At 69.2% G+C, this 19,147-nt stretch carries 15 protein-coding genes and 1 pseudogene; 10 read left to right on the forward strand and 6 right to left on the reverse strand.

Annotation, left to right across the window (positions count from 1 at the left end):
• Positions 1 to 56 precede the first annotated feature (56 nt).
• Positions 57 to 533, forward strand: coding sequence for a BON domain-containing protein (locus ABEB28_RS27870; protein ID WP_345731195.1), 477 nt, complete (start codon positions 57 to 59; stop codon positions 531 to 533).
• Between the two features lie 158 nt (positions 534 to 691).
• On the opposite strand, the gene ABEB28_RS27875 is transcribed toward ABEB28_RS27870, so the two are convergent.
• Positions 692 to 1,663: a LacI family DNA-binding transcriptional regulator gene (locus tag ABEB28_RS27875; protein WP_345731196.1), complete on the reverse strand. Its 972-nt coding sequence runs from the start codon at positions 1,661 to 1,663 to the stop codon at positions 692 to 694.
• A 205-nt stretch (positions 1,664 to 1,868) separates the two neighbouring features.
• Here ABEB28_RS27875 and ABEB28_RS27880 point away from each other — a divergent pair, with 205 nt between their 5' ends.
• From ABEB28_RS27880 to ABEB28_RS27920, 9 genes are read left to right on the forward strand one after another with little or no spacing between them, the layout of a single operon-like run.
• Positions 1,869 to 2,885, forward strand: coding sequence for a D-2-hydroxyacid dehydrogenase (locus ABEB28_RS27880; protein WP_345731197.1), 1,017 nt, complete (start codon positions 1,869 to 1,871; stop codon positions 2,883 to 2,885).
• Positions 2,875 to 4,461: an ABC transporter substrate-binding protein gene (locus ABEB28_RS27885; protein ID WP_345731198.1), complete on the forward strand. Its 1,587-nt coding sequence runs from the start codon at positions 2,875 to 2,877 to the stop codon at positions 4,459 to 4,461. The genes ABEB28_RS27880 and ABEB28_RS27885 overlap by 11 nt, the downstream gene beginning before the upstream one ends.
• Complete coding sequence (locus tag ABEB28_RS27890; RefSeq protein ID WP_345731199.1) at positions 4,448 to 5,206, forward strand: alpha/beta fold hydrolase; 759 nt, start codon at positions 4,448 to 4,450, stop codon at positions 5,204 to 5,206. The genes ABEB28_RS27885 and ABEB28_RS27890 overlap by 14 nt, the downstream gene beginning before the upstream one ends.
• On the forward strand, positions 5,197 to 6,063 hold the full coding sequence (locus ABEB28_RS27895; protein WP_345731200.1) for an NAD(P)-dependent oxidoreductase: 867 nt from the start codon (positions 5,197 to 5,199) through the stop codon (positions 6,061 to 6,063). Before ABEB28_RS27890 ends, ABEB28_RS27895 begins: the two co-directional genes overlap by 10 nt.
• Positions 6,060 to 7,001 (forward strand): ABC transporter permease, encoded by a 942-nt coding sequence (locus tag ABEB28_RS27900; protein WP_345731201.1) that lies wholly within the window; start codon positions 6,060 to 6,062, stop codon positions 6,999 to 7,001. Before ABEB28_RS27895 ends, ABEB28_RS27900 begins: the two co-directional genes overlap by 4 nt.
• Positions 6,998 to 8,770, forward strand: coding sequence for a dipeptide/oligopeptide/nickel ABC transporter permease/ATP-binding protein (locus ABEB28_RS27905; protein ID WP_345731202.1), 1,773 nt, complete (start codon positions 6,998 to 7,000; stop codon positions 8,768 to 8,770). The genes ABEB28_RS27900 and ABEB28_RS27905 overlap by 4 nt, the downstream gene beginning before the upstream one ends.
• On the forward strand, positions 8,767 to 9,591 hold the full coding sequence (locus tag ABEB28_RS27910) for an ATP-binding cassette domain-containing protein (RefSeq protein WP_345731203.1): 825 nt from the start codon (positions 8,767 to 8,769) through the stop codon (positions 9,589 to 9,591). Before ABEB28_RS27905 ends, ABEB28_RS27910 begins: the two co-directional genes overlap by 4 nt.
• A gap of 14 nt (positions 9,592 to 9,605) precedes the next feature.
• Positions 9,606 to 11,627, forward strand: coding sequence for a beta-galactosidase trimerization domain-containing protein (locus tag ABEB28_RS27915; protein ID WP_345731204.1), 2,022 nt, complete (start codon positions 9,606 to 9,608; stop codon positions 11,625 to 11,627).
• Between the two features lie 46 nt (positions 11,628 to 11,673).
• Positions 11,674 to 14,268 (forward strand): hypothetical protein, encoded by a 2,595-nt coding sequence (locus ABEB28_RS27920; protein WP_345731205.1) that lies wholly within the window; start codon positions 11,674 to 11,676, stop codon positions 14,266 to 14,268.
• 192 nt (positions 14,269 to 14,460) lie between these two features.
• Here the strand turns inward: ABEB28_RS27920 and ABEB28_RS27925 are convergent, their stop codons facing one another.
• From ABEB28_RS27925 to ABEB28_RS27945, 5 genes and pseudogenes are all read right to left on the reverse strand, one after another.
• Positions 14,461 to 15,516, reverse strand: coding sequence for a LacI family DNA-binding transcriptional regulator (locus tag ABEB28_RS27925; protein WP_345731206.1), 1,056 nt, complete (start codon positions 15,514 to 15,516; stop codon positions 14,461 to 14,463).
• 556 nt (positions 15,517 to 16,072) lie between these two features.
• A pseudogene (locus ABEB28_RS27930) lies at positions 16,073 to 16,183 on the reverse strand (DUF1330 domain-containing protein); the annotation flags it as partial.
• Between the two features lie 98 nt (positions 16,184 to 16,281).
• The gene (locus ABEB28_RS27935; protein ID WP_345731207.1) at positions 16,282 to 17,322 is read right to left on the reverse strand and encodes a hemolysin family protein; all 1,041 of its coding nucleotides are present in this window, start codon (positions 17,320 to 17,322) and stop codon (positions 16,282 to 16,284) included.
• Complete coding sequence (locus ABEB28_RS27940; protein WP_345731208.1) at positions 17,319 to 18,704, reverse strand: hemolysin family protein; 1,386 nt, start codon at positions 18,702 to 18,704, stop codon at positions 17,319 to 17,321. Before ABEB28_RS27940 ends, ABEB28_RS27935 begins: the two co-directional genes overlap by 4 nt.
• Positions 18,686 to 19,147 (reverse strand): hypothetical protein, encoded by a 462-nt coding sequence (locus ABEB28_RS27945; protein WP_345731209.1) that lies wholly within the window; start codon positions 19,145 to 19,147, stop codon positions 18,686 to 18,688. Before ABEB28_RS27945 ends, ABEB28_RS27940 begins: the two co-directional genes overlap by 19 nt.

A 19,147-nucleotide genomic window follows, 5' to 3' on the forward strand; every position in this document is an offset into this window, starting at 1 on the left:
CGACCGGCCGGGATCGGCACGGTCCTGTCCGAGTCCGTCAGACGGAAGGCGCTCGTATGTACTACTGGCCGTTTCCGTTTCCCGAAGAGAGCGGATCGTCCTCTCGACCGGCTGACGAGTCGTCGCGTCCGCTCAGTCCTGACGAGCAGATCAGCGCCACCGTCCTCGCGCGGCTCTTGCTCGACGACCGGACACGACCAGGCCAGGTCACCATCCAGACGCAGGCCGGCGTCGTCATCCTCAGCGGCACCATGCCCACGGCCGAGGCCCGCACGGTCGCTGCGCAGATCGCTGCCACCACCACCGGAGCCCGCGATGTGTGCAACATCCTCCGGGTGCCCAGGCATCGTTTTTTGCTCCGCGACAGGTCGCTGGCGGCCCTGCTCGTCATGAGCGCGTACATCAGCCTCGTCGTCGGCATCCTCGGCGGCGTCGTCGGCTGGATCGCACTCGCGCTGATCTGCGCGCTCGCCGCCTCAGCCGTGGAGAGCCGCTACGTTCGCGGCACCCAGCGGGGCCGCGGGAGCAGGTAGTCGTTCCCGCGGGCGCGGATGCCGTCTCAGCGACTATGCAGCGTAAGCCGCGTTCGACGGCGCGGGCATCCCCCGCACATCAGCAACCCCGTCTACACAGAGGCTCGAGATCGGCGCGGACCAGTGACTCGGCCTTCGGCCGATCCGCTCCAACGGAATCACGTCGACGATCGCTGGATGAGCAATCGTGAGTCGAAGCCGCCGCTGAATGCCACCTCCTCGCCCGCGAGGGCGGCGGCGACCGCTTGCGCACGCCGACGTGCTGCCTTGACCACGTCGAATGTGACGGTGGTCAGTGGTGGGTCGGTGAGGCGGGCGGTGGGAATGTCGTCCACTCCGATGATGGCGAGGTCTTTCGGGGCGGCGAGCCCGTGCTCCCGTAGTCCGGCCAGCACGGCGATCGCAGTCTCGTCGTTGATGGCACACACGCCGGTGACACCCTGTTCCCGCCAGTGCGCCACGGCCCGAGCCGCGTCGGCGACCTCCAGGTCGACGTCCACGACCACCGGGGGGTTCAGCTGGGCCTCGGCGCAGGCATCGATCACGCCGGACAGGCGAGCCTCCGCGATCGGACGCGTCTCGGAATGCACGGACATGGCATAACCGAGGGATTGATGCCCGCGGGCGATCAGGTGCTCGGCCTGCGCCCGGCCGACGCGCCCCATCGGCCCGTCGATGCCGCGGGAGAATTGCGACAGCACGACGTCCGCCCCGGCCCGGCGGAGGGCGTCGACCTCGCTGTGATCGACGGGCATCAGTGCTACGACGGCGGACGCGTTGAGAGCGGCGCACACATCGGGCAACGGACGGCTCTGCGCACCGGACAGGTGGGTCACCAGCGTGAGCCCGTAGCCGCTGAGCTCGCCCGCGAAGACCTCGATGAAGCGACCGAGGTTCGAGCCCAACGGAAGCGCGGGAACCGCGAGCAACACCACGCTGCTCCGCCCGGCGGCGAGCGTCCGTGCTGAGGCGTAAGGCCGGTAGTCCAGGCGCCGGGCGGCGTCGAGGACCCGGCGACGAGTGTCGTCCGGGATCGTCTGGTCGGGTCGGTTGTTGAGCACGAAGCTGACGGTCGTGCGCGAGACGCCTGCGGCACGGGCGACATCGGCGCTCGTCGCGCGCTTGGACATGGACACCCTCACCTCCCGCCGCCGGCACGCGGTCGTCGATCGCACTGGCATCGTACGGCGTCGCCAATTCGGCCAGCGACGATTGCTCGCATTCTGCGGGCGCGCTCGGACCGGGCGGCAAGAGATGGCAAATCATTGACGGCATTCGTCGACCCGTGTGAATTTGAGCGCCTGCTCGGTTCGCTCAACGAAGGAGTTCGGGCGTATGCACGGTGAAGACCGGCAACGGGAGATTCAAAGTGTTCTCGCGACGGTCACGTTCGAGGCGGAGGAGCTCGAACAACTGCGGCGTGCAGTCGCTCCGGCGGAATTCGTGCAGAGGGCGCCCTGGGATGCGGCCGGAATTGCCGAAGCCCTCGAGCGCGCGGACGTCGCGATCATCTCGGGCGACCTCGATCGACGGCACCTGGACGCGCCGCGTCTGCGGTGGGTGCATTGCGATCATTCCGGCCTCACCCGATCCGCGGTGCCCGAGGTGTTCGAGAGAGGGCTACTCGTCACCGGCTCGGCCGGGCGCTCTGCTCCGGCGCTGGCCCAACACGGCTTCTACTTCGCGCTCGCGTTGAGGTTCGACGTCCGGCGACTGCTGGAGATGCAGGACGCACACCGCTGGCACGGCATCGAAGGCTTCGAACACAAGCACGCGCTCTGGGGCCAGACGCTGGGCATCGTGGGATTCGGGCACACGGCCAAGGAAATGGCCCGCCTCGGTCAGGCCTTCGGCATGCGCGTCATCGTCTATCGACGCAGGTCCGCCGAGGTCGCGCCCGACGTCGACGTCATGCTGTCGGCCGACGACGGTGACACGATGGATCGGCTTCTCGCGGAGTCCGACGTCATCATGCTCGCCACCCAGCTGACCGACGCGACCCATCATCTCTTCTCCACCGACGAGTTCGCGGCGATGAAGACCACCGCCGTCCTCATCAACCTGGCCCGCGGCGCGGTCATCGATCAGGATGCGCTGGTGAAGGCGTTGCACAGCGGAGAAATCGCCGGTGCGGGCCTCGACGTCGCCGATCCCGAGCCGCTTCCTCCGGACGCGGCCCTCTGGGACGCGCCGAACGTTCTGATCACGCCGCACATGACCCCGGCCGTGCCCGATCGCACGCAACGCTCGATCGACGTCATCGTCGAGAACGTGCGGCGTTATCGCGCCGGCGAGCCACTGCTGAATGCGTTGACCGAACGTGACGTCTATACGCGAAATCGTGGCGCCTGACGAACCCCCTATCCGTTGCGTTCACCACAAAGGTGTAGTGAGGCAAATGAAGATTCTTTCACGCTCGGTTCGCCGTGCCGTTTTGGTGGGTGCCGCCGCGCTGTTATTGACAGCTAGTGCCTGCAGCGATCCCGACTCCGACTCCGGCTCCGAATCGGCGGCCAGCATCACGATCGGCATGCAGGCGCCGATCAACAGCTTCGATCCGGCCGATCTGCTGGAAGGTCAGCAGGCGTATGTCTGGTCGGCGCTCTACGACACGTTGCTCCACATCGACAACGACGGCAAACTGCAGCCCAACGCTGCGGAGAGCTGGAAGTACTCCGACGACGCGCGCACCTTGACCCTGAAGTTGCGCGACAAGATGACGTTCTCGTCCGGAGACACCGTCACTGCGGCAGCGGTGAAGGCGACGCTCGAACACACGATAGCCAGCGCGGGCTCCCAGCGGGGCAACCTGGAGGCCGTGACGGCGGTCGAGGCGCCCGACGAGCGTACGGTCGTCCTGAGTCTCTCGCGCCCGGACTCGAGCCTACTGATCTCCCTGAGTCAGGGTGCCGGTGTCATCGGGGATCCCAAAACGCTGAACACGCCCCGCACCACTTTGGATCCCGTCGGTTCCGGCCCGTACGTGCTGGACCGGAAAGCGACGGTCAACGGTTCCAGGTACGTGCTGCAGCGGCGGGACGACTACTGGAACGCCGACGCGTACCCGTTCCGGACGCTCACGGTGCGGGTGATCGCGGACCGCACCGCGCTGTTCAACGCGTTGCTCTCCGGTGAGCTGGACGCCGGCACCGTCGACGCGAGCCAGGCCCGGGCGGTCAAGGGCGCGGGCCGTCAGCTGAAGCGTGTCGAGGGAGTCGCGATCGCCACGCTCGACCTCAACGACCGGGCCGGTACGCTCGCCAAGCCGTTGGGAGACGTGCGGGTGCGGCGCGCGATCAACATGGCATTCGACCGATCGAAGATCGTCGAGAAGATCATCGGTGGTCTCGGACAGCCCACCACGCAGATCTTCACCCCGCAGTCGCCCGCATTCGATCCGGCGCTCGACAAGAAGTACCCGTACGACCCCGCCGCCGCTCGCAAGCTCCTCGCGGAGGCCGGCTACGCGGCCGGATTCAGCCTCACCATCCCCGCGACCGTGGTGTCCCAGATCCTGCAGCCGACGATCACGCAGTCGCTGGGAGACATCGGCATCACGGTGAACTGGAAGCCGGTGCCTCCTCAGGACTCCGGGCAGACCAAGGAATACGCCGTCTACTTCAACATGGCCGGCACGACGCCGACACCACGGACGATCACGCTCAAGTTGGCTCCGGACGGGTCGAAGAACCCCTTCAAGTACAAGACCCCCGAGCTCGCCGCGCTGATCGACAAGGCGAGCACTGTCACCGACCCCGAGCAGGCGGCCGGGATCTACCAGCAGATCAACGCCTACGTCGTCGACGATGCGTGGTTCGCGCCGATCTTCTCGATCAGCGCGAACTGGGTGACGAAGTCGGGCATCGAGTACCTGGGCAACGGCGCAGGCCTGCTCTCTAGCGTCAGGACGTTCGGTGTCACCGGGTAGGCCGGCGATCGTCCTGCTGAACTCGCTGGGCACCACCGCCGCGATGTGGGACCGCGTCGTTCCGCGGCTGGCCGAGTCGTTCGAGGTGCTGCGCTACGACCAACGCGGGCACGGTAACGCACCGGTGCGGCCGACCACCGGGCTCGACGATCTCGTTGACGACCTGCTCGGTGTGCTCGATCGGCGGGGCGTCGCACGGGTCCACCTCGCTGGAATCTCGATCGGCGGCATGATCGCTCTCCGCGCGGCGAGCCGCGTTCCCGACCGCGTCGCTTCGGTGACGGCACTGTGCTGCGCCGCCGCGCTCGATCGACGGAGTTGGACCGAGCGAGCACGCACCGTCCGCGAACACGGCCTCGACGCGATCGTGCCCGCGGTGATAGAGCGCTGGTTCACCACGGAGTTCCGGAGCCGTCGGCCGGAGGCCGTGCGGGCCTCCACGGAGATGCTGCGGTCGACGCCGCGCGAAGGTTACGCGGTCGGGTGCGACGTGCTCGCCGAGGCCGATGTGCGCGCCGACCTGCCCGGCATCACCGCCCGGACCCTCGTCGTGGGTGGAGCCGAGGACCCGGCGACGCCGCCGGACGAACAGCACGCGATCGCCCGGGCGATTCCGCACGCCCACGTCGAGATCCTCCCGGCGGTCGCCCATCTCGCCCCGATCGCCGAACCGGAAACGATAGCGAAGCTCATCACGGCCAACGCCCTGGCTGCCGAGAGTGTTGGAGAGCAGACGTGGACATAGGTTTTGTCGGAATGGGTGTGATGGGGCGGCCGATGGCGGCCAACCTCGTCGCTGCGGGACACCGACTGGTCGTCCACCGCGACACGCCCGCCGCGCGTGAGCTGCTCGGCACGAACGTGCGCTACGCGGTCTCGGCGGCGGACGCCACCCGCGCCAGCGACGTCGTCGTCCTGATGCTGCCGGACACACCCGACGTCGAAGTGGTGATGCGCGGCGACGACGGCGTCCTGTCCGCGCTGCAACCGGGCACGCTCGTCATCGACATGAGCTCGATCTCTCCGGCGGCGGAGCGGGAACTGGCCGAGCGGGTCGGCCGGGCAGGTGGGCACTACCTGGATGCGCCGGTCTCCGGCGGGGAGATCGGCGCCCGGGAGGGCACGCTCTCGATCATGGTCGGTGGTGACCCGGAGACGGTCGACTGGGCCCGGCCGATCCTGGACGTCCTCGGATCCCGGGTCTCGCACGTCGGTGCCGTCGGGGCCGGCCAGGTGGCGAAGATCGCCAACCAGATCCTGGTAGGTGTCACGATCGAGGCGGTCGCCGAGGCACTTCGGCTGGTCGAGGCCGCCGACGTGGACCCGGTCGCCGTTCACAGCGCGTTAATGGGCGGATTCGCCTCCTCCCGCGTGCTCGAGGTGCACGGTCCCCGGATGATCAAGGGCGAGTTCGAGCCGGGCTTCCGGATCAGGCTTCACCGCAAGGACCTCGGGCTGGCCGTGGAGGCGGCTACCCAGCTCGACGTGGCGCTGCCGACCGCGAGCATGGTGCACCAGCTGATGAACGCGGCGGTCGCCGCGGGACTCGCCGACCGCGACCATTCCGCACTACGCCTCGTCCTCGACGGCTCCCGGCCGTGATCACCTACGTCCTCCGCCGGCTGGCGACCGGCGTCGTCCTCGCGCTACTGGTCACCCTGATCACGTTCGCGCTGCTGAGCACGTCCTTCGACCGGGTGGTCGCCGGAGTGCTCGGCCCGGCGGCGACGCCCGAGCTGGTGGACGCCCGCAAAGCCGAGATGGGTCTGGACCGGGCCGTGCTCGTGCAGTACCTGGACTGGCTCGGCCACGTCCTGCGCGGTGACTTCGGGACGTCGTACTTCACCAGCGAGGACGTCAGGCACGCGGTGACCGCCCGGCTGAGCGTCACGCTCTCGATCATCGTCGTCGCACTGCTGATCAGCGTCGTGATCAGTGTGGTGCTCGGCGTCCTGTCCGCGACTCGCGGCGGGGTCGTCGACCGGGTGGCGCAGGGCGTCTCGCTGATCGGCAACCTGGTGCCGAGCCTGCTGATCGCGATCGTGCTCGTGCTGGTGCTGGCGATCAACCTGAAGCTCCTGCCCGCCACCGGCTTCACGCCGTTCGCCGAGGACCCCCTGCAGTGGGCGAAGACGATCACGATCCCGGTGATCGTGCTCGTCATCAACGGGATCGCGAACATGGCGGCTCAGATCCGCGGCAGCATGATCGACGAACTCCGTAAGGACTACGTGCGCACGCTGCGTTGCCGCGGAATTCCGGAACGGTCGGTGATCTACCGCCACGCCCTACGGAATGCGGCCGGACCGGCGCTGACCGTGCTCTCGTTCGAGTTCCTGCAGATGTTCGGCGCCGCGCTCATCATCGAGAACGTCTTCGCCCTGCCCGGCTTCGGCGCCTACGCGTTCTCCGCGTCGTTGCAGGGCGACATCCCGATCATCATGGGCATCGCGCTGTTCAGCGTTCTGCTGGTCGTGAGCATCAACCTCGTGGTCGATCTGGTGAACGGCTGGCTCAACCCCAAAGCGAGAATCCATTGAGCGTCGAAATCCTCACGACGGATCCAGGGCTGACCGCCGCGCCGCGCCGCTCGGCGTTGCGCCGGCTGTTGCGGGATCCGCAGGCGGTGATCACCGGCGGGCTGTTGCTGACCGTCCTCCTCCTCGGCCTGCTCGCGCCCCTCCTCACCGACCACGGTCCGAACGACGCATCGCTCGATGCCGTCAACGCCGAGGTGGGGACACCCGGCTACCTGCTCGGCGCCGACCAGAGCGGCCGGGACATCTTCGCTCGCCTGCTGTACTCGATCCGCACCAGCGCGCTCGCGGCGCTGATCGGAACCAGCGTCGCGCTCCTGGTCGGAGTGTCGGCCGGGCTGATCGGCGGATACTTCAACCAATACGTCCGAGGCCTCACCGAGTGGTTGTTCAGCCTCATCATGACGTTCCCCGGGCTGCTGCTGCTGATCGTGCTGATGCCGGTCACCGACGGCGACGTCGGGGTGACGATGGCGATCTTCGGAGTGCTGCTCTCCCCGGCCGTCTACCGCATCGTGCGGAACCTGGTGGTCGCGGTGAAGAACGAACTGTACGTCGACGCCGCGCGCGTCTCCGGGTTGCCCAGCAGCCGCATCCTCCGACGACACGTCCTCGTGATCGTTCGCGGTCCGATCATCATCGCTGCGGCGTTCCTGATGGGCTCGGCGATCGGCGTCCAATCCGGCCTGGCCTTCCTCGGCGTCGGCTCCAGCACGGTGCCGAGCTTCGGCGCGATGATCGCCGAGGGGTTCCGCAACCTCTACGTCGACGCCTGGCAGTTCGCCTGGCCGAGTCTCCTGCTCGGCCTCATCACGGCATCGCTGGTCCTGCTCGGCAACGCCCTCCGCGACGCCCTCGAAGGCGCGCGCCCCAAGCCGGCGAAGCGCAGGACGTCGGCCATGCGCACGACGGTCGCCACGGTGCCGGACGAGGACTCGTCCGAGCTGCTCACCGTGGACGACCTGGGCATCGCCTATCCCAGCCCGTCCGGAGAACTGCACGAGGTGGTCCGCGGAGTGTCGTTCACCGTCGGTGCCGGCGAGACGGTCGGCGTCGCGGGCGAATCGGGCTCGGGCAAGACCCAGACCGCCTTCGCGATCCTCGGCGCCCTCCCGGCCGAGGCGGTGGTCACCCGCGGCTCGATCCGCCTGAACGGTCGCGAGCTGCTCGGCCTGAGCCGGAGCGAGTTACGGAAGGTTCGCGGGAGCGTGGTCGCGTACGTGCCGCAGGAGCCGATGTCGAACCTCGATCCGTCGTTCACGGTCGGCGCGCAGCTGGTCGAGGGACTTCGGTCCGCGCGTGGCCTCTCGCGGGCCGACGCGCGGCAACGCATCCTCCGACTGCTGGAGCGAGTCGGCATCACCGATCCGCAGCGGACGTTCGACTCCTACCCTCACCAGATCTCCGGCGGAATGGCACAGCGCGTACTGATCGCCGGCGCGGTGGCGAGCGAGCCCGCGCTGCTCATCGCCGACGAACCGACGACGGCGCTCGACGTGACCGTCCAGGCCGACATCCTGGACCTACTGCGTGATCTCCGGCGAGAGCTCGGAATGGCCGTTCTGCTCGTGACGCACAACTTCGGCGTCGTCGCCGACAGCTGCGACCGGATCGCGGTGATGCAGGAGGGCGAAGTCGTCGAGGTCGGTGACGTCGCGGACGTGTTCCGGAGCCCGGCCCATCCCTACACCCGGGCGTTGCTCGGCTCGATCCTGCACGGTGACACCGTTCGCGCCGATCCGCCGGTCGCCGCCGGGAGCGAGGTGTCATGAGCACACCACTGCTGGAGGTCGACGACCTCCGCGTCAGCTACCCCGGGCGGGGCTTCCGCGCGCGCCCGGTCGACGTGCTCCACGGCGTCTCGCTGACGCTCGGAACGGGTGAGACGCTCGGGATCGTCGGCGAGTCCGGTTCCGGGAAGACGACGATCGGACGCGCCGTTCTGGGCCTCGTGCCGGCGCGCAGCGGCACGATCCGGTTCGCCGGCCGAGAGATCACCCGAGCGGCGACCAAGGAGCGCCGGGCTATCGCTCGCGATCTCCAGGTCGTCTTCCAGGACCCGTACAGCTCACTCAATCCGTCGCTGACGATCGGCGACATCCTGAGCGAACCGCTCGTCGTGCAGGGCGTCCGGGCAAGCGACGCCCGCGCCCGCGTGCGGATGCTCCTGGACCGGGTCGGGATGCCTGCCGACGCGGTCCACCGGCTGCCGCGCGAGTTCAGCGGCGGACAGCGGCAGCGGGTCGCGATCGCGCGGGCGCTCGCCCCGGAGCCAAAGCTCATCGTCTGCGACGAACCGGTGTCCGCGCTCGACCTGTCGACGCAGGCCCGTGTCCTCGACCTCTTCGTCGACCTTCAGCAGCAGACCGGTGTCGCCTACCTCTTCATCTCCCACGATCTGGCCGTCGTGCGCTACGTGAGCCACCGGGTTGCCGTCGTCTACCGGGGGGACGTCGTCGAGACCGGTCCGGCGCAGATTGTGACGTTCGACCCCGAACACCCCTACACGCGCAAGCTCCTCCTCGCCGCCCCGGTCGCCGACCCTGCCGAGCAGGCCGAACGGCGGGCCGCGCGGCAACGGCTCACGTCCTGAACAGGAGAACATCCATGCCGAGCAGGTGGCACGAGCCGTTCACGGTTTTCCAGACGAACCTGCAGGAGATCGACGCGACGATGGACGTCGAGGCCGCGCTCGACGTCCTCGAACGCCACGGCGCGGACACCTGGCTGCTCAACGCCGGTGGGATCGGCGCGTTCTACCCGACCGAGCTTCCGTTCCAGGCGCGGAACCCGTTTCTCGCCGATCGAGCCTCGGGCGACCTGCTGGGTGACGCCGTGACCGCGGCCGCCCGGCGCGGTGTGCGGGTGATCGCCCGCCTCGACCTCTCCAAGATCACCGCGTCCGTCGCCGCCGAGCACCCCGATTGGCTGTTCCGCACGGCCGCGGGCGAGCCGCAGGTGTACCACGCGCTGCACAGCACGTGCCCGTCCGCGGAGTACTACCAGGAGCGGGCGCTGGACATCTTCGACGAGATCCTCGACCGCTACGACGTCGGCGGGTTCTTCGTCAACTGGTTCAACTTCAACGAGCGCGACTACAGCGAGGTCGTCCACGGTGCCTGCCACTGCGGGGTGTGCGTCAAGCGGTTCGCCGAGTTCAGCGGGGGACTGGAACTCCCCGACGGCCAGCAGTCCCCGGGTTTCGGGCTGTGGCGGCGCTACACCGAAGCGACGCTGACCGGGCTGGGGCGGAAGTACGTCGACCATGTGCGCCCGCGCGGACGTGACCTCGCGATGATCCTGAACAGGGGCGGAACGGTCAGCTACCAGGAGGGCAACAACGCCTTCCGGCACTTCCCGGGCAAGGACTTCTGGCCACACGCGACGGCGGAGGCGGTGAGTGCCCATGTCACCACGCGGTCGCAGACCCCGCTGATCCTCAATGCGGCCGCACACATCGACTCGACGTACCGCCTCGGAGCCGAGCAGCCGGAACAGGTGGCCCACTACCTGCTCCAGGCGATCGCTCGCGGTGGGAATCCGTCGACCTATCTCCTCGGAGCACCGGGGCGAGTTCCGATGGACAGCGTCGCGCTGGCCGAAGAGGTCTCCCGGTTCCACCGCCGGCATCACGACCTGTACGCGGCGCTGCGGCCTGCCGCCACCATCGCGCTGGTCAAGCCAGGGCTCGGACAGGGCGGCTACGCGGCCTACTTCGACATGCTCGAGGAGTTCCGGGGAGCCTACCTGGCGGTGCAGCAGAGGCACTTGCCGTTCGACGTGCTCACCCTCGGGGCGCTGCCAGCCGCGACGCTCGATCACTACCGCCTCGTCCTACTGCCGAACGTGGGAGCGATCGGGTCGGAGGCGGCAAGCGTGCTCGACGCGTTCGTCGAGCGGGGCGGCAACGTGCTGACCACCGGGAACAGTGCGATCACCGCAGGCGGGGGGGTCGAGCTCGCAGCCGCGCCGGCGCTGCGCCGGATCGGCGCGGAGTCCTCCGGCGACGCGCTCCGGTCGACGTACGCGACACTCGCCGACCAGCCGCACCTGGACGAGTTCCGACTCGTCGACTCGGTCGTGCCGGTCTTCGGGGCGAACGCGCGCTATGTCTGGAAGCCAGGTGCGACGAAGGCCGGATCCGTACTCGCGCAGGCTCCGTGGGGGCCACCGGAGCTCAGCTACGGCCACGTCGTGACCGGAGATCCCGCGGTCGCCTCGATCCGGTACGGGAAGGGCACCACCGCGACGATCCCGTGGACCGTCGGCCGCACCTATCGGGAGTTCGGCAAGACCGACGTGCGTGACCACCTGCTGCGGGTGGCCGAGCCGATGGCCGACGCCCAGCTGACCGCGGACCTGCCCGAGCAGGTCGAGCTGATCCTCGGCCGCGACGACGAGGGCTACGTGGTGCACCTGCTCAACCTGACCGGGGCCGGGCGACGCTCGTTCGGGCCGCACGTCCCGATCGACGGCGGCCACCTCGTCCTCCGCCGCGCGGCGGGAAACGAACGAGCCACCGCCCTGGTCGCCGGCCGCGAGCTGACGGTCCGACGGAACGAAGACGCACTCGTCGTCGAACTGCCGACCATCGACCTGTTCGAGGTGGTCCGCATCCGACCGGCCTGACGCACCGCCGGCGCCCAACCCCGCTCTCTCATGTCGAAGGATGTTCATGCCCTCGCTCGATGCCAGCGCCCCTCCCACCGTGGACGGCACGTCCTCCGTCCTCGAGCAGGAGACGGTCGCCTGGGCCGTGGGCAGGCTGCGGAGTGCCGCGCCACGGCGCGGCGACCTCACCGTCGTGCTGATCGCCGCCGACGACGGCGCACGTCTGGCGTTGGAAGGCCTGCCCGACCCACTGGACGAACCGGAGTCCTACACCCTCTGGGCCAGGAGCGACGTGCGGGTGGTGATCAGTGCGGCGGACGAACGGGGATTCGCCTATGCGCTCACCGAGCTGGCGGAGCGTCTCACCGCAAGTCCGGGGCTGGAGCCAGGGAGCCCGGAACAGCACCGTCCCGCCGTGCCGATCCGGGGGATCGCGCGGGCGTTCTCCAGCGTCGAGGAGGACCTGCCGTGGTTCCGCGACCGCCGGTTCTGGCTCGAGTACCTCGATTTCCTGGCCGCACAGCGGTTCAACCGGTTCCACCTGGCGCTGGGCATGCAGTACAACTACGGCACCCCGTCCGGCCGCCACGCCACGGACAACTACCTCTGCTTTTCCTACCCCTTCCTCCTCGACGTCCCCGGCTCCGGCGTCCGTGTCCAAGGACTGTCCGAGCAGGGACGGGACGACAACTTCGCGGCGCTCGCCTTCATCGCCCGGGAATGCCGACGCCGCGGCCTGAGCTTTCAGCTCGGCCTGTGGAACCATGCCTACGACTACGGATGGGCCTCCGAACACACCCATCCGGTCCTCGGACTGGCCCGGCAGACCCACGCGGAGTACTGCGCCGCCGCGCTCGGGATGCTGCTGGAGAAGATTCCGGAGATCGACGGCCTGACGCTCCGGCTGCACTACGAGGGCGGCATCTTCGAGAACGAACGCCAGGTTTTCTGGGAACGCATCTTCCGGGCCGTCTCCGACGCCGACCGGCCGATCACGCTGGAACTGCACGCCAAAGGCGTCGATCAGGCGCTGCTCGACGCCGCGCGGAAGCCGAATCTCACGCCGATGCTGTCTTTCAAGTACTGGGCAGAGCACCTGGGCCTGCCCTACCACCAGGCGTCGATCCGAGCGTTCGACCGCGCGTTGCCGGTCAGCCGGGAACGCCTTGGCGAGCTGGCGAAACTCATCGGCATCACCGAACTCACCCGCCGGTTCACCCGCTACGGCTACGCCGACTTCCTCGACGAAGACCGGGACGTCGAGGTGATGTTCCGGGTGTGGCCCGGCACCCAGAAGCTGCTGCTCTGGGGCGATCCTGCTCTCGCTGCCGGCTACGGCAGGTACGCGACGTTCGGCGGCTCGCGAGGCGTGGAATTCAGCGAGCCGTTGTTCTTCAAGGGCCGCAAGGGCAGCGGCGTGCCCGGCGGCCGCGAGGTGTACGCGCGGGACGGCCTCCGGCTCGGCGCCGCGGACTGGCGCAAGTACCGCTACACCTACCTGCTCTGGGGCCGGCTGACCTACGACCCGGACGCCCGGCCGGAGACCTGGCAGCGGCTGCTCCGCGCGGACTACGGCGACGCCGCGGCGGACGTCGAGCAGGCACTGGCGTCGCTGAGCCGGATCCTGCCGCTGGTGACCGTGGTGCACGCGCCGAGCGTGAGCAACAACGTGTACTCACCCGAGACCTACCGGGACGTGCCTCTCTCGGCCTGGGTACGAGCCCGGCCGTACGAGTTCGACAGCCGTGCGCCCAACTGGGTCGAGGTGGGCTCGTTCGACCCGGCCCTCTTCTACGCGGTCGGTGAGTACGCCGACGACGCGCTCGCGGGCGCCCTCTCCGGACGGTACACACCGCTCGAGGTCGCCGGCTGGATCGAACGATTCGTCGCCGACGGCGAGGCGGCGACCGAACGGGCCCGCACGCACGCGGACACCGACGACCCGCAAGTGCAGCGGACCCTGATCGACGCCGCGGCACTGGCCGGCCTCGGTCGGTTCTTCGCGGCCAAGCTCCGCGCGGCCGTCGACTACGCCTTCTTCCTGCGGAGCGGCGAGCCGGCGAGGATCGACGAGGCGGTGCGGCTGCTGGAGGCGGCCCACGCGGCCTACGGAAGCGTCCGCGACGTCACTGCTGGCGTCTATCGGCCCGGCCTGGCGTTCGGTCCGGCGGAGACCGAGTGGGCGGACTGGGGGGCCAACCTCGACGCGATGGCCGACGATCTGCGAGCGCTGCGTCTGGAGCGCGACCGGGCCGGCGCCGCACCGCCCCCCGCACTCGCCTCGGCGCCCGCTCGGCGCGAGACCCGGTGGGACTGTGGCGTACGCGTCGAGGTTCCCGAGTCGTTCGTACGTAGCGAGCCGCTCGTGGTGCGGGTGGTGGGGGAGGGGGTGGCCGACCTATCGGGCGCGGCGCTGTATTACCGGTACGTCGACCAGTCGAAGGACTACGTGCGCGCCGAGATGAAACGTACCGACGAGGGATTCGCCGCGACGATCCCGGCCGAGTCCACGGCGACTTCCTACCCGCTGATGTGCTTCGCCGAGGTTCGCCGCGTCGACGACGCTCCGGTCTTCGTGCCCGGCTTCGACCCCGATCTGTCCAACCAGCCGTACGTGGTGGTCCACAGCACGGAGTGGAAGGCAGGCCGCACCGGTTAGTCGGTCTGGGCCCGTAACCCGACCGCGGCCACCCCGGCGGCCTCCTCGTGGTCGAAGGTGTCCCCGGAGACGCCGATCGCCCCGACGAGGTTTCCCGAGTGGTCCCGCAGAGCACGCCCCAGGTACCGGCACCAGCGCCCCGCCGATCGCCGCCGTCGCGGCTGAGGAGTTCGCGGTACTCCGCGGTGTACGTCACCTGCGAGCGCCGGTCATCAGGTCTCGTCCATGCAGCGATCGCTGCTGGCTGCGCGCGGTGGTCGAGGCCCGGACGACGAGACGGGCCGGAAGCGTCACCGGTTCCTGGGAGCGGGGCTGCGCGCCGCGCACGATCGCGAGCAGATTGTGGACGGCCGTCCGGCCCATGTGGCGCAGGGGTGCCGCCACCGTGGTCAGCGCGGGGGTAACCAGGGCGGCCGGGAAGATGTTGTCGAATCCGATGACGCTGACGTCGCGGGGAACGTGGGCACCGTGTGCGGCGAGGGCACGGATGAAGCCGATCGCCATGAGGTCGTTGTAGGCGATGACCGCGCTGGTGGGGTGGTGGACGAACTCGGCGGCGGCGCCCCCCCCCCCGGCGACGGTGGGTGCGTACGGTCCGAGGCGGCGGGCGTGTAATCCGAGGAGGGGGGCGTTTTCCCGGAGTGTCCGCCACCGCATGCCATCGACCCAGGACGCCTCCGGTCCCGCCAGGTAGGTCACGCGTTCGTGTCCGAGCTCGGCGAGGTGGGCCGCGGCGTGGCGCGCGCCGCCTGGATTGTCGGTGACCACGCAGGGGACATCGACCAGTGCGCGGTTGAGCAGGACGACCGGGCGTTGCTTCGCGATCGTGCGGATCGACGAGTCGGGCATCCGGGATGTCGCTAGGACGATGCCATCAACGGCGGCCACCGCTCGTTCGAGCGTCTCGCGTTCCTGGGCACTGGACTCTTGGGCGTCGGAGAGCAACAGCGTGTAGCCGGCTTCCGCAGCGGTGGCTTGAGCACCACGGATGATCTCGTTGTGGAATGGATTGGTGACGTCGGAGATGACGAGCGCGATCATCGACGTCCGGCCGGCCTGCAGCGCCTGGGCTATCGGGTTGACGTGGTAGCCCAGTACTGACGCGGCCTCGTGGATTCGGCGTGCGGTTTCTGAGCTGACGCGGCCGGGACGGGCGAACGCACGGGAAACCGTGGAAGTGGCGACACCCGCAGCTCTCGCGACGTCCTGCATCGTTGGTGTCCGTCCAGGGCGAGCAAAGTCGGTCATGGCGCCTCTTCCCCGACGGTGCATCCCGTCGACCGGATCTACGTCGTTACGAGGTGCCGATGCGGAGGTGGCTGGCGGACCTCGGCACGACGGCGTGCGGCGTCGGAGACGCCTTCCGTGATGCGTCACTGCTCTCGAACGTGCAGATACTAGCTGGATAACGCGCGTTAGTGGCGGTTCAGTCACCGTGGCAGACGGTGCCTTGGGCGTCAATAGTCGGCGCGCGTCGAATCGGTTCGGCCGCTTTGATCGGTCAGGAGATGGCCCCGTGGGCAGCCACCTCGGCGAGAGCCGGTGCGTTGAGGAGATGCGGGCGCCGGCTGATGACCCGGCCGCAACGGAGATCCTCTTCTGGCCGGCGCGGTGCCAGATGGAGTACCCAGCCTCGGCGCGGCGCCAGGTGCCCGGGTAGACCTGAGCTCCGAGCCGATCGACGAACTCGGCACGGGCCGCCGCTCGAACGCTACTAGGCCTTCCCGGATCCGATCGTCCGCGACGTCCCGCCGTGAGGTCGTCACTGGACCTGCGACAAGCAAGCCGCAGTGGAGGGAGGGGCTCAGGCCGAGGGGCGCGGCGCGAAGCCCGCGACGATCACGACATTGGTCTCGGCAGCGGCGTGCCGGAGCGGCTTGGCCCTGGCGTACCCGTCGGACTCGTACCAGGCGCGGGCGGCCTCGACTCACTGGAACTCCAGGACGACCGTGCGGTCACCGTGCGTGGAATGACCCATGGTTGTTCAGACGGAACGGCGCACCGCCACGTAGCTCACGAGTGTGCGCTGTCGTGGATTTCGCCGACGAGTTCTTCGAGCATGTCTTCGAGTGCGACGAGGAAGACTCCGTTGGCGTCGCGGGCTTGGGCGAGGTGGGCGCCGCTACGCCGGAGCGCGGCGATGCCTTCGCGGATGGTGGCGTCCGGGGGGATGGAGGGCAGCTCGCGGATGATGTCGTCGGGGATGGTCGCGGTGTGCGGGACGTTGTGGGTGACGGTGTCGATGACGACGTCTTTGAGGTGCAGATATCCGATCGGCGTTCCGCCCTCGTCGATGATCGGGAATCGGGAGTAGCCGGTTCGCGCGGCGGTGTCCTCCACGTGTTCCAGGGTCGAGGTCCGGGGCACGGTGACGAGGTCGGCGAGGGGGAGCGCGACCCGGCGGACGGTGCGTTCGTCGAGGCTCAATGCGCTGGTCAGGAGGGTGTGTTCGGCGGGTTCGAGCAGCCCCGCACGGCGGGATTCGGTGAGGAGGTCGGCCACTTCGTCACGGGTGAAGGCGCTGGTCACCTCATCTTTCGGCTCTACCCGGACGAGCCGCAGAACCGCGTTGGCGACGGCGTTGAGCGCGACGATCACCGGCTTGAGCCCGCGCACCACCGCAACGAGCGCGGGAGCGAGCAGGAGCGCGGCGCGGTCGGGGCCGGCGAGCGCGATGTTCTTGGGCACCATCTCGCCGATTACGACGTGCAGTCCGACGATGAGCAGCAGCGCGATGGTGAAGGCGATCGGGTGCAGGAGGTCGTCCGGGACGCCGAGACCGTGGAACGGACGTTCGATCAGGTGCGCCACCGCGGGCTCACCGATCGCGCCGAGGGCCAGCGTGCAGATCGTGATGCCGAGCTGGGCGCCGGCCAGCATGAGGGAGACGTGTTCCATCGCGTACAGGGTGGTGCGGGCCGCACGGGAGCCGGCGGCGGCGCGGGGTTCGATCGCGGTGCGGCGGGCGGAGATGAGCGCGAACTCCGCGGCGACGAAGAACGCGTTGGCCAGCAGGAGGGCGACCGTGAGGGCGACCCCGGCCCAGTCGCTCATCGGTCCCCACCCTCGGCCGATTCGTTTTCCTCGGTGGGTTCTGCGGGGATGGCCTCGACGAGCACCCGATCGACGCGGCGGCCGTCCATCCGGTCGACGGTCAGCCGGTAGCGGTCCGGGAGTGCCGCGTCGTCGAAGTCGAGGGGCGGCGGGCGCTCGACTTCGATGCGGTCGCCCTGGCGGGGGAGGCGCCCGAGCCGGACGGTGATCAGGCCACCGAGGGTGTCGTAGGTGCGGTGGTCGGGGATCGGCAGGCCGGTGCGTTCGCGGATCTCGTCCGGTCGGAGCAGGCCGGAGAGGTGCCAGCCGCCGTCGGGTCGGCGTCGGATACCGGCCGGCTGGGAGCGGTCGTGTTCGTCGGCGACCTCGCCGACGATCTCCTCGATGAGGTCTTCGATGGTGACGATGCCCTCGGTGCCGCCGAACTCGTCGACGACCAGGGCCATCTGCAGTCCGTCGCGGCGCAGGTCAGGGAGCAAGTCGTCAGCGGCTGCGGTGGTCGGGACGACGACCGGCGGTTGCATGACCGTCCTGATCAGCACCTGCGCTCGCTCGCCGCGCGGCACTGCGACGGCGTGCTTGGCGTGGACCATTCCGACGATGTCGTCGATGTCCTCTCCGATGACGGGGAAGCGGGAATGGCCGGTGCGGCCGGTGGCGGCCAGAACCGCGGCGACCGGCTCGTCGGCGTGCACCACGGTCAGGCGGCTGCGAGGAGTCAACACGTCGTCAGCGGTGAGGCGTCCGAGGACGAGCGTCCGGCCGAGCAGCTCAGCGGTCTCGCCCGACAGCGTGCCGAGCGCGGCGGACCGTTTGACCAGCGAGACGAGTTCTTCGGGCGCGCGGGCGGAGGGCAGTTCCTCCTGCGGCTCGATACCGAAGCGGCGCAGCACGGCGTTCGCCGCGCCGTTGAGTACCCGGATCAGCGGCAGCGTCGCGGTGGTGAACCCCCGCTGGAGCGGCGCGACGGCGATCGCGGTGCCCAGCGGCTTCGCGATCGCGATGTTCTTCGGCACCAGCTCGCCCAGCAACATCGTGACCAGCGTCGAGATGGTCAGCGCCAGGGCGACCGCGACTCCGGTGACCGCCGCGTCGCCCAGACCCGCTGCACCGAGCGGCCCCTCCAGCAGGGCGGCGATCGACGGCTCGGCGATGAACCCGATCCCGAGGTTGGTGATCGTGATGCCGACCTGCGCGCCGGACAGCTGCGTCGAGAGTTGCCGCAGCGCTCCGTCGACGCCCGCCGCGCCGCGCCTGCCGCTGCTCACGGCACGGTCGACCGCCCCCCGGTCGACGGTGACGAACGCGAACTCCGCGGCGACGAACACGCCGCAGGCCGCGACCAGTACCAGGCCCAGGATTATCAACAGCCACTCGGACACGCAGCCATTCTCCCGGTACGACGATCTGGGCATCCAGCTGGGAGTGCCCTGATCAGCGGAGTCATCCCTGTGTCACGGGAGTTGGTCCTCGCCGCCGTCCCGTCGTCGAAGAACGCATCCCCGGCCTCATCGATCAGCTCGCCGGCGACCATGCCGCCGACGAAGCCCGCCGCGGCGCCACCGGCGACCGCGCCCACGCCGTGGCGGTGAGTGCGGTGGCCGTGGTGTGCCCCGTACCCATGACCGTCGTACCCGCGGTTGCCGTAGCCGTGCCCGCCGCCGTGACCGATCGCACCGTAGCCGTGGCTCGGGGCGCCGGCGAGCAGCTGCTGGTTGATTCCGCGCAGCTGACCGTATTCCTGGAAGACGTACTCGTCGATCTTCGAACGTGGTGAGCACCGGAACGCGGACGGCAGCACCTGCTCGAACAACTCGAAGGTCAA

It is taken from the genome of Cryptosporangium minutisporangium (genome assembly GCF_039536245.1).
Classification (GTDB): Bacteria; Actinomycetota; Actinomycetes; order Mycobacteriales; family Cryptosporangiaceae; genus Cryptosporangium; species Cryptosporangium minutisporangium.